This is a genomic window from Novosphingobium sp. KACC 22771, assembly GCF_028736195.1.
Classification (GTDB): Bacteria; Pseudomonadota; Alphaproteobacteria; order Sphingomonadales; family Sphingomonadaceae; genus Novosphingobium.
Genome location: NZ_CP117881.1, coordinates 547,655 through 560,591 on the forward strand (window position 1 = coordinate 547,655; position 12,937 = coordinate 560,591).

A 12,937-nucleotide genomic window follows, 5' to 3' on the forward strand; every position below is an offset into this window, starting at 1 on the left:
CATCGGCTTTCGCAGGCGCAGCACGTGGAAAAGTCGCGAGCGGGGGAAAAGTTCCCTCCCGCCCGCACCATGGTTAACACATCAAAGCACGTTGCCGTCCTTGTCGCGATAGACCTCGCGGCGGCCGACGTGGTTGGCCGGGCCGACGAGGCCGTCATTTTCCATCCGCTCGATCCATTTGGCGGCGGTGTTGTATCCCACGCCCATCTGGCGCTGCAGCCAGCTCGTGCTGGCCTTCTGGCTCTCGAACACGATGTGGCAGGCCTGGCGGTATTTGCGTTCTTCGGGATTGTCGCTGGCGGTGGCCTCCAGATCGTCAAAGCCGAAGCTGCCCTCTTCGGGTTCTTCCGTGACCGAATCGACGTAATTGGGCTTGCCCTGCGCGCGCCAGTGGTCGGCCACATGCTCGACCTCCTCGTCGGAAACGAAAGGCCCGTGGACGCGCACGATCGGCCCGGACGAAGGCTTGAAGAGCATGTCGCCCTTGCCCAGCAATTGTTCGGCCCCCTGTTCGCCAAGGATGGTGCGCGAATCGATGCGGCTGGTCACGGCAAAGGAAATGCGCGTGGGCAGGTTGGCCTTGATGACGCCGGTGATGACGTCGACCGAGGGGCGCTGCGTCGCCATAATCAGATGGATGCCCGCCGCGCGCGATTTCTGGGCAAGGCGCTGGATCAGCACTTCGATCTCCTTGCCCACCGTCACCATCAGGTCGGCCAGCTCGTCGACGATCACCACGATCAACGGCAGCACCTCGTAATCGAGCTGCTTGTCCTCGTAGAGTTCCTCGCCGGTATCGGGGTCAAAGCCGACCGAAATCCGCCGCCCCAAAGGCTTGCCCTTGGCCGCGTTGCTGCGCACCTTTTCGTTGAAATTGACAATGTTGCGCACGTTGATCTCGCTCATCTGGCGATAGCGGCGCTCCATTTCCTCCACCGCCCATTTCAGCGCGCGCACTGCCTTGGCAGGCTCGGTCACCACCGGGCTGAGCAGATGGGGAATGTCCTCATAGGACTTCAATTCCAGCACCTTGGGATCGACCAGAATCATCCGGCACTGCGCGGGCGTCAGGCGATAGAGCAAGGAGAGCAGGATACAGTTGAGCCCCACCGACTTGCCCGACCCGGTCGTGCCCGCCACCAGCAGGTGGGGCATGGTGGCAAGGTCGGCGATGATCGGCTCACCCGCGATATCCTTGCCCAGAATCATCGGCAGCAGGCCCTTGGCGCCGACGAATTTCTCGCTGGCGATCAATTCCTTGAAGCTGACCATCTGGCGGTCGGCATTGGGCAGCTCGATGGCCATGACCGTGCGCCCCGGCACCGGCGAGACGCGGGCGGAAATCGCGCTCATGTTGCGGGCGATATCGTCGGCAAGGCCCACCACGCGCGCGGCCTTGATGCCCGCTGCCGGTTCCAGCTCATACATGGTGACGACCGGCCCGGTGCGCACGCCCGTGATCTCGCCCTTGACGTTGAAATCGTCGAGCACGGTTTCGAGCAGCTTGGCGTTGCGCTCCAGCGCCAGCTTGTCGACCTTGGGCGCGGAATTGGGCGGCGGATCGGCCAGAATGTCGAGGCCCGGCAATTCGCAGGTGCCGAACAGGTCGCCCTGCTTGGCCAGACTGCCCATTTCGGCGGGCTTGGCCTTGGTGGCCGGGTCGCTGATCTGGGGTGCCTTGCGCGGGCCTGCGGCGGGGGCGGCGGGGGTGGAGGGCAGGTCCTCATCCTCAACCTCGGCCTCGACCGTTGCGGGTTTGGGCTGGCGCTTTTCGCGGCGGGCGGGGGCCGGGGCCTCCTCGCCATCGGCATGTTTGCGCCGCAAATGCAGCGGCATGGTCAACACCCAGCCCCAGTCAATCGCAAACACCCGCGTAATCGCCGCGATCCCGCCGACAAAGGCCAGCACGCCCAGCACGCCCGCCGCCCAGCCCTGCGCGGCCGCGGGCAGCAGTTCGGCCACCGACCGGATCATCGCCGCGCCCAGCAGCCCCATGATGCCCCCCGGCGAGGCGGGCAGATTGCCCGGATGCTCGCCAAAACCCAGCGAAAGGGCGCTGGCCAGCAGACCCATGCCCAGCACCAGCACGGCGGTGGGCCGCAGCCAGTATTGCTGGTGGAGCGGCACGGCCTCCTCCTCGCCCTCTTCCTCGGCCTCGGCCACCAGCCAGAGCTGGCGCGCGAAAATCAGCAGCAGCGGCACGGCCAGCCCCGCCATCGGCCCGAACATCAACAGCGCCCCGTCGGCCACAAAGGCTCCCGGCCGCCCCAGCCAGTTGAGCACCGCGCCCCCTGATGCCGTCGAGGCGGACGGATCGGTCTGGTGATAGGTGAGCAAGGCCACCGCCAGCAGCACCGCGCCCAGCCCCAAGAGGCCCGCGCCCAGCAATTCGGCGCTGCGCAACACGCTGCGCCGCAGGATCAGGCGCCATGATGCGCCGCTGTGCTTGATGGGCCGTGTGGCCATGGGATGCTCGCTTTACGACAAAGGCTGGAAATAGGCGGTATAATGCGCCGCCGGGGGAGTCCGCGTCAAGAATTGCCGCGTCAATGCATGGGGGATAGCCCGTCGATCGCGGCCCAGCGCGGCCATTTCAGCGCCCGCGCCCGCGCCTTGGTCATCCCGCCAAGCGCAATGACGGGCGCCGGGCTGCGCGCGGCCAGCAGGCGGAAACGCAGTGCGCCCAGCACGCGCCCGCCCGGATGGCTGCGCGTGGGAAATACCGGCGAGAGCAGCACAGCGGCGCAATGGCGCGCTCGGCCCACTTCGCGCAGGGAATGCGCCGTGGCCAAAGCCTGCCCCGCGCCATAGGCCCCGTCCGCCCCCCAGCGCCGCGCCAGCGCCGCATCGCCCGCCAGCACCACCACCATCCCCCGCGCCCGCGCAATCCGGGCCAGCGCGCGAAACCTTGCGCGCCGCTCGGCCGGGGGCAGGTGATAGTGGCGATAGATCAGCCCGCCGCCCTGCGGCATCCGGCGCAGCGCGCGCTCCAGCACGCCATCATTGCGCGCGTCCGAAATCAGCCAGAGTTTGGGCAGGGGCAAAAGGGAAAGGGGCCTAAGGAAAGAGGGCTGGCGCGGGGGCATCATCGCGCTATAGCACCGCGCCATGATGGAACCAGATTCTTCGCTTGGGATCGTGCGCGAAAAAATCGCCGCCGCCGCCCGCATCGCCCGCCGCAAGGACAGCGACATCACGCTGATCGCCATTTCCAAGACCAAGCCGGTGGAGGAGATCGAGCCACTGATCGCGCAGGGCCAGCGCGCCTTTGGCGAAAACCGGGTGCAGGAGGCGCAGGCCAAATGGCCCGATCTGAAAGCGCGCTATCCCGACATCGAATTGCATTTGGTGGGCCAGTTGCAGTCGAACAAGGCCGAGGATGCGGTCGCGCTGTTCGACGCGATCCATTCGGTCGACCGGCCCAGTCTGGTGACGGCGCTGGCCAAGGCGATGGACAAGCTGGACCGCCGCATTCCCTGCTTTATTCAGGTCAATATCGGCGCCGAGGAGCAAAAAGGCGGCTGCGCGGTGGCCGATCTGCCCGCCTTGCTGACGCAGGTGCGCGAGGCGGGACTGCCGCTGGCCGGGTTGATGTGCGTGCCGCCCGCCGATATTGAGGCCGCGCCCTTCTTTGCCCTGCTGGCCAAGCTGGCGGCCGATAATGGCCTTTCCGGCCTGTCGATGGGGATGAGCGGCGATTTCGAAACCGCGATCACGCTGGGCGCGACTCATATCCGCGTCGGATCGGCGCTGTTCGGGGCGCGGGAGTAAATCATGCGCGGGCTGATCGTTACCGGCACGGACACCGGCATTGGCAAGACCGTGCTGGCCGCCGGATTGGTGGGCCGTCTTGGGGCGCGCTACTGGAAGCCGGTGCAATCGGGGCTGGAGGAGGAAACCGACAGCGAGTGCATCGCTCGCCTCGTTCCGGGCACTCCGGTCCATCCCGAAGCCTATCGCCTGATCACGCCCGCCAGCCCGCATTGGGCCGCGCGCCTCGACGGGGTGACGATTGATCCGGCCCGCCTTGCCCTGCCGCAGGGCGATGGCCCGCTGGTGGTGGAAGGCGCGGGCGGGGCGCTGGTGCCTTTGACCGAGACACGGCTCTATGCCGATCAGTTTGCCGATTGGGGCCTTCCTGTCGTGGTGGCCGCGCGCACCGCGTTGGGCACGATCAACCACACCTTGCTGACGGTCGAGGCGTTGCGGGCGCGGGGCTGCGCGATTCTGGGGCTGGCCTTTATTGGCGATGCGCAGGCTGCCGAGGAGGAAAGCATGCGCTTCCTTTGCGCCCATACCGGCCTGCGCCGCCTTGGCCATCTGCCGCGCCTTGATCCGCTGACGCCCGACACGCTGGCGGCCGCCATGGCGGATTTCGACCTGTGACGCGCTCGCCCGTCTGGCATCCGTTCACCCAGCATGGCCTTGGCGAACCCATCCCCCTGATCGCGCGGGCCGAGGGGGCGAGCCTCTATACCGCGCAGGGCGACCGGATCGTCGATGCGATTTCCAGCTGGTGGGTGACCACGCATGGCCATGCCTATCCGCCCATCGCCCGTGCCATTGCCGAGCAGGCGGGACGGCTGGATCAGTTGATCTTTGCCGGATGGACGCATCAGCCCGCGCAGGATGTCGCGCAGGGTTTGGTGAGCATCACCGGCCTGCCCTACGCCTTCTTTTCCGATTCCGGCTCCACCTGCGTCGAGGTCGCGTTGAAAATGGCGCTGGGCCATTGGCGCCATCTGGGGCAGGGGCAGGGGCAGCGCCAGCGCATCGCCGTGATGCAGCATTCCTATCACGGCGACACGATTGGCGCGATGAGCATCGGCGAGCGCGGCGTTTACAATGCCGCCTATGAGCCTTTGCTCTTCGCCGTCGACACTGTGCCTTTCCCCCACGCCGGGGCGGAGCAGGCGACCTATGACGCGCTGGAACGCTTTTGCGCGGGCGATGATGCGGCCGCCTTTATCGTCGAGCCTCTGGTGCTGGGCGCGGGCGGGATGCTGTTCTATCCGCCTGCCGTTCTGGCCGAGATGGCGCGGATCTGCGCGGTCCATGGCGTGCTGTTTATCGCCGACGAGGTGATGACCGGATGGGGCCGCATCGGCACCATGCTGGCCTGTGATCAGGCGGGGGTGAGGCCCGATATCCTGTGTCTGGCCAAGGGGATCACCGGGGGGGCGCTGCCTCTGGCGGTGACGATGGCGTCCGAGGCGATTTACGAATCGCATTACGCCCCTGACCGTTCAAAGACCTTCTTCCACTCCAGTTCCTATACCGCCAATGCGATTGCCTGCGCGGCGGCGGTGGCCAACCTTGGCGTGTGGCGCGACGAGCCGGTGCAGGCGCGCATCGACACGCTGGCCGCGCGACAGGCGGCGGGGGCGGCGATGCTGGCGAAGGTAGATGGGGTGGAAAATGTCCGCCAATGCGGCACCATTCTCGCGCTCGATTATCGCGTGCCGCAGGGGGGCTATCTCTCAGGCCTGCAACCGCGCCTGCTGGCCTTTTTCCGTGAGCGGGGGCTGTTGATCCGGCCCTTGGGCAACACCGCCTATCTGATGCCGCCCTATTCGATCACGCAGGAGGACCTCACCCGCTGCCACCATGCGCTGGCTGAGGCGGTTGAGCTTCTAGCGTAGCATTTCGGCGCGGCGCAAATCCTTGGGCCGCCCGAAACGTTGCAGGATCGCGCGCATTTCCTCGCGTGAGGGCGTGTAGAGCACGGTATCGCCCAGATGATGCGCGATGCGGCTGGTCGGGGCCACGTCCTGCCATTGCCCATCGTGGTTCAGGGCAAAGTCGGCCATGAATTCCACCGGCAATTCGGGCGCATCCCACCGGGCATAGATGCCCGAGCGAAACCGGCTGTCCACCCCGCCAGGCGCGGCATTCAGGCCCAGCGCGGGCAGGATGCGCGCCGCATCATCGGGCGAGAGCAGGATGTCGAGATCGGCCACCGTGCCCGACCCCGCGCTGAGCAGTGCGACCGCGCCGCTGCCGATGATCCACCAGGGATCGCGCGCATCACCCATCGCGCCCGCCACGGCGCGCAAGCTACGTTCCAGTGGCGGGGCGAGGGGATGCATCAGGCTTTACTCCGCGTCGCTGCCGTCTTCCTCAACGGCGCGATAGAGTTCCAGTTCATTGCCGCGCAGCGTCACGACATGGAGCAGGTTGGTCGCCCCCGGCGTGCCAAAGGGGACGCCCGCCAGCGCGACCAGCTTGCTGCCCGCAACGCCGAACCCGTGGCGCAGCGCCATGCGCTTGCCCTTGGCGATCATTTCCTCGAACGAACCGATGTCGCGCGTGTGGACCGCATGGGCGCCCCACAGCAGCGCCGAGCGGCGCGCGGTGTTCATGCTGGGCGTCAGCACCAGCATCGGCACCGAGGGCCGCTCGCGCGCGACGCGGCGCGAGGTCGAGCCTGAGCCGGTGAACACGATCACGCCGGTCAGCGTGACGGTGTCGGCAATCGCGGCGCAAGCCTTGGCCAAGGCGTCGGCGGTGGTCTGATCCGGATTGATCTCGGCCAGATGGACGCGCTGGCGATAGTACGAATCGTTTTCGACCTGGGTGGCGATGCGGTGCATGATCGTCACCGCTTCTTCCGGCCACTGGCCAGCGGCGGTTTCGGCCGAGAGCATCACCGCATCCGCGCCGTCATAGACCGCATTGGCCACGTCCGAGACTTCGGCGCGGGTGGGCGCGGGGCTCTCGATCATCGATTCGAGCATCTGCGTCGCCACGATCACCGGCTTGCCGCTGCGGCGGGTCAGCTCGACGATGCGCTTTTGGATCGGCGGCACTTCCTCGGGCAGCAGTTCGACGCCAAGGTCGCCGCGCGCCACCATGATGCCGTCCGACAGTTCGATGATGCCTTCGAGCGTTTCAAGCGCGGCGGGCTTTTCGATCTTGGCGATCAGCGCGCCATGGCCGCCCATCAGACGGCGGCATTCGGCCACGTCCTCGGGACGCTGGACGAAGGAGAGGCCGATGAAATCGGCGCCATGCTCGATCGCAAAGGCCAGATCGCGGCGGTCCTTTTCGGTCAGCGCCGGCACCGGCACCACCGCGTCGGGAATGTTCACACCCTTGCGGTCGGAGATCACCCCGCCCACTTCGGCGCTGCACAGGATTTCGTTTTCATCCGCGCGGATCACGCGCAGGCGCAGCTTGCCGTCGTCGATCAGCAGGCGCTGGCCCTTTTGCAGGATGCCGAACAGTTCCGGGTGCGGCAGGCACACGCGGTTTTCATCGCCCGGCTCCGGGTTGCGGTCAAAGGTGAAGTGGCCCGAATGGCGGATCACCGCGCGGCCATCCTTGAACGCGCCCACGCGCAGCTTGGGGCCCTGAAGGTCGGCCAGGATGGCGATGGGCTTTTTCAGCTTGGCCTCGACCGAGCGCACATTGGCGATGGTCCTGGTATGCACCGAATGGTCGGCATGGCTCATATTGACGCGGAAAGCGTCCGCCCCGGCGCGCACCAGCTTTTCGATCATCTCCGGATCGCTGCTGGCCGGGCCGAGCGTTGCCAGAATCTTGACCTTGCGGCCGCGCGGATTGAGTTTCGTCACACCGATTTCTCCCTTTGGGACGGGCATCAGCCTATGGCAAAGGCTGATTGCAAACCCAAGAACAACTCACTCCGGATGGACCCATGAATATGAATGCACAACAAACGATTCCCGATCCGCTCGACGAACTTGATGATGCGCACGCCGCCGCCGCCTTTCGCCGGCTGGTCCGCCACCTGCGCCATCGCCATGATGCGCAGAATATCGACCTGATGGGCCTCTCCGGTTTTTGCCGCAATTGTCTTGCGGACTGGATCGTAGCGGCGGGCGCCCCGCTCGACAAGGGCGCCGCGCGCGAGGTCATCCACGGCATGCCTGCCGATGAATGGAAAAGCCGCTATCAGACCGAAGCCACCCCCGAGCAATTGGAGCGCATGAGGGAGAGCGTGGCCAGGAACGCGCCCGGTCATTGACGGGGGCGTTCCTGCCCGTTCAAAAAGCCTTTTGATCGGGGGCAAATTTTTCACATTGGCCGGAAAAGGCGCCGACCTTGCCGTCCAGCGCCACCGAGCCCGAGCGGCGATCAATGCGCAGGTTGGGGTGATTGGCGATATTGATGGCAACCTTGCCCTTGATATCGCTGTCGCCGATCGCCAGTTCGATCACATCAAACCAGCCGCCGTCGCCGCCATGCAGTGTGGGCAAAAATCGCCGGGGAACGCGCGCACGCGCCTTGCCGTTCTGGATGTCGATGTCCAACTGTTCGCCAAATTGCGAGAGGTTCTGATGCGAGCCGATGCCCCATGCCGATTGGCCCGACGAACCGAAGGCGAGGCCCGAACTGCCCATGGTGACCTTTCTTTCGCCGGTTCCGCGACAGATCAAATGCAGGTTCAGCTCCGAACTCTGTGTTGGGGTGGATGGCATAGGTTGGGGACTGTCGGTGGGGGCTTGCGCGTAGGCGGCAGTCCCCGTCAGGCAGGCAAGAAAGATTGCGCGGGCCAAGACCATATTGATTGCTCCGGGTGAAAATTCAATAATAATCAACTGTATCTGTTATTTCATTAATTTTCGGTTCAGGATTTGTGGTTCCATTTTTCCGCTTCGGCTGGGGATTAATCGGTGGCCATATTCCCCTTGCGCGCTCGCCCCGCTATCTGGTCGGGCAAACCGATTCTCAACTTTGACCAATTTCGGAGATTTTACCCATGGCTGAAATGGCAGCTGACGAACGCCTGCGCCTGCTGATCGAGCGTATCGAGCGTCTGGAAGAAGAAAAGAAGGGCATCAGCGACGACATCAAGGACGTCTATAACGAGGGCAAGGCCACCGGCTATGACCCCAAGGCGATGAAGCAGGTGGTCCGCATCCGCAAGATGAAGCCCGACGACCGCAAGGAACAGGAAGCGATCCTGGAGGTTTACCTCAACGCTCTGGGCATCGACTGAACCATGCAAGCGGCCCTGTCCGCCCCGGTGCGGGCGGCGGGGCTGTTGGCGCCTTACACTCCGCGGGGCACCATTTGACAGGTGGGCCGACTTCCCCACCGCCACCCATCCTGCGGCCACAGGGTTGCCCAAACCGGTTTACGGGCGGAGTTTGGCTTTCCCGGCGAACCTCCTTCGCCAACAACGTCGCATTTGTGCCATCTCTGTTGCGCGCGGGCAATTGCCCAAAGCGCGCATCTCGGCTATCGGCGCTGCCAACTCCACACATAGCAATATGAAGTGATCCATGGCAGGCCATTCCAAATTCAAGAACATCATGCACCGCAAGGGCGCTCAGGATAAGAAGCGTTCGGCGCAGTTCTCCAAGCTTTCGCGCGAAATCACCGTGGCGGCCAAGATGGGTATGCCCGATCCGGACATGAACCCGCGCCTGCGCGCCGCCGTCAACGCGGCCAAGGCCCAGTCGATGCCCAAGGACAATATCCAGCGCGCCATCGACAAGGCGAGCAAGGGCGATGCTGAAAACTATGAAGAAGTGCGCTATGAGGGCTATGGCCCGGGCGGCGTGGCGATCATCGTCGAGGCGCTGACCGACAACCGCAACCGCACCGCCACCAATGTGCGCACCGCCTTTGCCAAAAACGGCGGCAATCTTGGCGCCAGCGGCGCGGTGTCGCATGGCTTTGACCGCCTCGGCCTGATCGAATATCCCGCCAGCGTCGGCGATGAGGACAAGGTTCTGGAAGCCGCCATCGAGGCCGGCGCCGAGGACGTCGAATCGGATATGGGCGATGGCGACGAAAACCCCGGCAGCCACTCGATCTGGGTCGCGGTCGATTCGCTCCACCCCGTCGCGCGCGAGCTGGAAAAGGTGCTGGGCGAGGCCGAAGGCGTGAAGCTGGCCTGGCGCCCGCAGATCAAGGCGACGGTCGATGCCGATGCCGCCGCCACGCTGCTCAAGCTGATCGATGTTCTCGAAGACGATGATGACGTCCAGACCGTCTGGGGCAATTACGAAATCCCCGACGAGATCATGGCCACGCTGGGCTGATCCGGTTTTCCGCGATCCCATAAGGGGCGGGGGGATGATCCTCCCGCCCTTTTGCTTTATAGGGCCTGCATGATCATTTTAGGCATCGACCCGGGCCTTGTTTGCACCGGATGGGGCATCGTCGCCAAATCGGGCAGCCGGATCAGCCATGTCGCGAATGGCCAGATCCGCACCGACAAGGAAGGCTCGATGGCCTCGCGCCTGCTCGAACTTGACACGACCATCGCGCGCGTGATCGAGATCTATCGTCCCGACTTCGGCGTGGTCGAGGAAATCTTCGTCAACGTGAACCCGCAATCGACGCTCAAACTGGGGCAGGCACGGGGGGCGGCTTTGCTGTCGCTGGCCCGCGCCGGGCTGCCGGTGTCGGAATATCCGTCGAAAGTGGTGAAGAAGGCGCTGGTCGGCACGGGCGGGGCGGCCAAGGAGCAGGTGCAGCATATGTTGAAAGTGCTGTTGCCGGGAGTGAAATTAGCGGGGGCGGATGCGGCCGATGCTCTGGCTGTGGCGATCACCCATGCGCATCATGTGGGGGCGCATTTGTGATTTTGGGGTTTTAGTGCCTCCGGCGGGTTAAGGGCGGGGGCCCTTAACAATCCCGATACTGTCTATGTTGCGCTATGGCGGCGGCGTTGGGCTTGGGCGCGATGCGTTTAAAGCCTGCGGCGCTTTTGGCGCTGTGCTTGCCGCGCCGCAGGCTTTAAAAGCATCGACCCAATCCACACCGTGACCAACCTCGCACCACCCCATAATGGGATTGTTAAGGGCCCCCGCCCTTAACCCGCCGGAGGCAAACCTTCCCCCTCCCAATCAAAAAATGTTCCCAAATCGTTCCGCTCCGTCTAGGGTGCGCCTATGATTGCGAAACTCACCGGCATATTGGACGACTTCGGCCCGGATTGGGCGGTGATTGATGTCAATGGCGTAGGCTATCTGGTGTTCTGCTCGGGTCGGACGCTGGCGGCGCTGGGCATTCGGGGCGACGCCTGCACGGTTTACACCGAGATGCAGGTGAGCGAGACGGACATGCGCCTGATCGGTTTTACCAGCGCGGGGGAGCGGGCCTGGTTCAAGCTGCTGACGGTGGTGCAGGGGGTGGGGTCAAAGGTCGCGCTGGCGATCCTGTCTGCGCTGACGGTCGAGGAATTGCAGCGGGCTTGCGCTGGCGGAGACGCGGCGATGGTGGCGCGGGCCAATGGCGTGGGGCCGAAACTGGCCGCGCGCATCGTCAATGAATTGAAGGACAAGGCGGGCGCATTGCCGACGGGCCCGGCCGGCGCGGCGGTTTCGGCCGGTGTCGCGATGCCGGAGGGCAATGTCGCGGGCGATGTCGTCTCGGCCTTGCAGAACCTCGGCTTCAAACCGAACATCGCCGCCAGCGCCACCGACGCCGCCATCGCCGAACTGGGCGAGGAGGCGGGGGTTTCCGCCCTGATCCGCGTGGCGTTGAAGAAGGCGGCGGGATGAAGGCCGCGCTACGCTTTCTGGCCTATGGGATTTATGCGATGGTCGCAGGGGCTATCTTGTTGCGATGGTCGATGGATTTCTTGGCCGTTGGTGAACCAGAGTGCCATTTTACGGAACAAGGTTGCCCTGTGAGAAGCATATGGGAGTTGCTCTACTCTTTCGCGAGTCGCTTGAGTGTTCCGGTCATGCTGATTGTTTTGTTCAAACATTACCGACGCTTCTTGTACCATGTCCTTGGCCACGCACTTTCTGAACGGCCCCATCCATGACCGACAACCCCCTCCTTTCCGCCCATCGTCAGATCGAGGACATGGATGCCGCGCTGCGTCCCAAATCTCTGGCCGAATTCGTGGGGCAGGCGGCCGCCAAGGACAACCTGCACGTCTTTATTGAATCGGCCAAATCGCGCGGCGAGGCGCTGGACCACACGCTGTTTTTCGGGCCGCCGGGACTGGGCAAGACCACGCTGGCGCAGATCATCGCGCGTGAGCTGGGCGTCAATTTCAAGGCCACCTCCGGTCCGGTGATCGCCAAGGCGGGCGATCTGGCCGCGCTGCTGACCAATCTTGAACATGGCGATGTGCTGTTCATCGACGAAATCCACCGCCTCAATCCGGTGGTCGAGGAAGTGCTGTACCCCGCGATGGAGGACCGGGCGCTCGATCTGATGATCGGCGAAGGCCCTTCGGCGCGCTCGGTGCGGATTGACCTGCCGCCTTTCACGCTGATTGGGGCGACGACGCGGGCTGGCTTGCTCCAGACGCCTTTGCGTGACCGTTTCGGCATTCCGGTGCGCCTGCAATTCTATTCCGTGGACGAACTCGAACGGGTCATCACCCGCGGGGCGGGCCTGCTGGGCATCGGCATCGCGGCAGAGGGCGCGCGCGAAATTGCCCGTCGTTCGCGTGGCACGCCGCGCGTGGCCGGGCGCCTGCTGCGCCGGGTGCGCGATTTCGCTCACGTCGCGGGCAGTGAAGTGATCACCCAGACCATCGCCGACAATGCCCTGACACGGCTGGAGGTGGACAATGCGGGGCTGGATGCGCAGGATCGCCGTTATCTGCATATGATCGCCGATATCTACAAGGGCGGGCCGGTGGGCGCCGATACGCTGGCGGCGGGCCTGTCGGAACCGCGCGACACGATCGAGGAAGTGATCGAGCCCTACCTGATCCAGCTTGGCATGGTGGCGCGCACCGCGCGCGGGCGCTGTCTCAATGATCGCGGCTGGCAGCATCTGGGCCTGACCCCGCCCAGCGGGCAGGGCGCGCAGGGCGGCCTGTTTGACGGCAATGACCCCGAATAAACACCTATTTCCGTGTCATAACGGGACGGCCCATGGTTAAATATCGATGAATAGGGGCGAATCCCGTTTCGGGACAGCCCAGCCCTCCCCATCAGGTTGTCGGCTGCTCCTTCCTGCATGATCTCTCAGGTGAGGGCAGAATCGCCTT

General features: G+C 64.6%; 14 protein-coding genes. 9 read left to right on the top strand and 5 right to left on the bottom strand.

Translation table 11 applies throughout. The features are described from left to right. Positions 1-81 precede the first annotated feature (81 nt). A complete protein-coding gene (locus PQ467_RS02490; protein WP_274174987.1) occupies positions 82-2,466 on the bottom strand; it encodes an FtsK/SpoIIIE family DNA translocase in 2,385 nt (794 codons plus the stop codon). An 80-nt stretch (positions 2,467-2,546) separates the two neighbouring features. Further along, positions 2,547-3,086 carry a thiamine phosphate synthase gene (locus tag PQ467_RS02495; RefSeq protein WP_274176072.1) on the bottom strand — a complete coding sequence of 180 codons (540 nt, stop codon included), beginning with the start codon at positions 3,084-3,086 and terminating at the stop codon, positions 2,547-2,549. A gap of 22 nt (positions 3,087-3,108) precedes the next feature. On the opposite strand from PQ467_RS02495, the gene PQ467_RS02500 reads away from it, so the two are divergent. The 3 genes from PQ467_RS02500 to PQ467_RS02510 are packed head-to-tail and all read left to right on the top strand — an operon-like array spanning position 3,109 to position 5,642. Further along, a complete protein-coding gene (locus PQ467_RS02500) occupies positions 3,109-3,771 on the top strand; it encodes a YggS family pyridoxal phosphate-dependent enzyme (protein ID WP_274174988.1) in 663 nt (220 codons plus the stop codon). 3 nt (positions 3,772-3,774) lie between these two features. Next, a complete protein-coding gene (gene bioD, locus PQ467_RS02505; RefSeq protein ID WP_274174989.1) occupies positions 3,775-4,386 on the top strand; it encodes a dethiobiotin synthase in 612 nt (203 codons plus the stop codon). Continuing rightward, the gene (locus tag PQ467_RS02510; protein WP_274174990.1) at positions 4,383-5,642 is read left to right on the top strand and encodes an adenosylmethionine--8-amino-7-oxononanoate transaminase; all 1,260 of its coding nucleotides are present in this window, start codon (positions 4,383-4,385) and stop codon (positions 5,640-5,642) included. The genes bioD and PQ467_RS02510 overlap by 4 nt, the downstream gene beginning before the upstream one ends. Here the strand turns inward: PQ467_RS02510 and PQ467_RS02515 are convergent. After that, positions 5,634-6,089: a hypothetical protein gene (locus tag PQ467_RS02515; protein ID WP_274174991.1), complete on the bottom strand. Its 456-nt coding sequence runs from the start codon at positions 6,087-6,089 to the stop codon at positions 5,634-5,636. The genes PQ467_RS02510 and PQ467_RS02515 overlap by 9 nt on opposite strands. A gap of 6 nt (positions 6,090-6,095) precedes the next feature. Further along, positions 6,096-7,577, bottom strand: coding sequence for a pyruvate kinase (pyk, locus tag PQ467_RS02520; RefSeq protein ID WP_274174992.1), 1,482 nt, complete (start codon positions 7,575-7,577; stop codon positions 6,096-6,098). 83 nt (positions 7,578-7,660) lie between these two features. Between pyk and PQ467_RS02525 the strand changes: the two genes are divergently transcribed. Beyond that, positions 7,661-7,990: a DUF1244 domain-containing protein gene (locus tag PQ467_RS02525; protein ID WP_274174993.1), complete on the top strand. Its 330-nt coding sequence runs from the start codon at positions 7,661-7,663 to the stop codon at positions 7,988-7,990. Between the two features lie 19 nt (positions 7,991-8,009). On the opposite strand, the gene PQ467_RS02530 is transcribed toward PQ467_RS02525, so the two are convergent. Continuing rightward, a complete protein-coding gene (locus tag PQ467_RS02530) occupies positions 8,010-8,366 on the bottom strand; it encodes a hypothetical protein (protein WP_274174994.1) in 357 nt (118 codons plus the stop codon). A gap of 359 nt (positions 8,367-8,725) precedes the next feature. Between PQ467_RS02530 and PQ467_RS02535 the strand changes: the two genes are divergently transcribed. From PQ467_RS02535 to ruvB, 5 genes are all read left to right on the top strand, one after another. Then, complete coding sequence (locus PQ467_RS02535) at positions 8,726-8,965, top strand: DUF2312 domain-containing protein (protein ID WP_168603441.1); 240 nt, start codon at positions 8,726-8,728, stop codon at positions 8,963-8,965. Positions 8,966-9,251: 286 nt separating this feature from the next. After that, positions 9,252-10,016, top strand: a complete 765-nt coding sequence (locus PQ467_RS02540; protein WP_168603442.1) for a YebC/PmpR family DNA-binding transcriptional regulator — start codon at positions 9,252-9,254, stop codon at positions 10,014-10,016. A gap of 69 nt (positions 10,017-10,085) precedes the next feature. Continuing rightward, positions 10,086-10,562, top strand: coding sequence for a crossover junction endodeoxyribonuclease RuvC (gene ruvC / locus PQ467_RS02545; protein WP_274174995.1), 477 nt, complete (start codon positions 10,086-10,088; stop codon positions 10,560-10,562). Between the two features lie 309 nt (positions 10,563-10,871). Then, positions 10,872-11,483, top strand: a complete 612-nt coding sequence (ruvA, locus tag PQ467_RS02550) for a Holliday junction branch migration protein RuvA (protein ID WP_274174996.1) — start codon at positions 10,872-10,874, stop codon at positions 11,481-11,483. A gap of 265 nt (positions 11,484-11,748) precedes the next feature. Then, positions 11,749-12,789, top strand: a complete 1,041-nt coding sequence (ruvB, locus tag PQ467_RS02555) for a Holliday junction branch migration DNA helicase RuvB (RefSeq protein WP_274174997.1) — start codon at positions 11,749-11,751, stop codon at positions 12,787-12,789. Positions 12,790-12,937 lie beyond the last annotated feature (148 nt).

Excerpts from the sequence above, each read along its gene's own strand:
- PQ467_RS02490 (WP_274174987.1), bottom strand. The coding sequence starts at position 2,466 with ATGGCCACACGGCCCATCAAGCACAGCGGCGCATCATGGCGCCTGATC.
- PQ467_RS02495 (WP_274176072.1), bottom strand. The coding sequence starts at position 3,086 with ATGCCCCCGCGCCAGCCCTCTTTCCTTAGGCCCCTTTCCCTTTTGCCC.
- PQ467_RS02500 (WP_274174988.1), top strand. The coding sequence starts at position 3,109 with ATGATGGAACCAGATTCTTCGCTTGGGATCGTGCGCGAAAAAATCGCC.
- bioD (WP_274174989.1), top strand. The coding sequence starts at position 3,775 with ATGCGCGGGCTGATCGTTACCGGCACGGACACCGGCATTGGCAAGACC.
- PQ467_RS02515 (WP_274174991.1), bottom strand. The coding sequence starts at position 6,089 with ATGCATCCCCTCGCCCCGCCACTGGAACGTAGCTTGCGCGCCGTGGCG.
- PQ467_RS02525 (WP_274174993.1), top strand. The coding sequence starts at position 7,661 with ATGAATATGAATGCACAACAAACGATTCCCGATCCGCTCGACGAACTT.
- PQ467_RS02530 (WP_274174994.1), bottom strand. The coding sequence starts at position 8,366 with ATGGGCAGTTCGGGCCTCGCCTTCGGTTCGTCGGGCCAATCGGCATGG.
- PQ467_RS02535 (WP_168603441.1), top strand. The coding sequence starts at position 8,726 with ATGGCTGAAATGGCAGCTGACGAACGCCTGCGCCTGCTGATCGAGCGT.
- PQ467_RS02540 (WP_168603442.1), top strand. The coding sequence starts at position 9,252 with ATGGCAGGCCATTCCAAATTCAAGAACATCATGCACCGCAAGGGCGCT.
- ruvC (WP_274174995.1), top strand. The coding sequence starts at position 10,086 with ATGATCATTTTAGGCATCGACCCGGGCCTTGTTTGCACCGGATGGGGC.
- ruvA (WP_274174996.1), top strand. The coding sequence starts at position 10,872 with ATGATTGCGAAACTCACCGGCATATTGGACGACTTCGGCCCGGATTGG.
- ruvB (WP_274174997.1), top strand. The coding sequence starts at position 11,749 with ATGACCGACAACCCCCTCCTTTCCGCCCATCGTCAGATCGAGGACATG.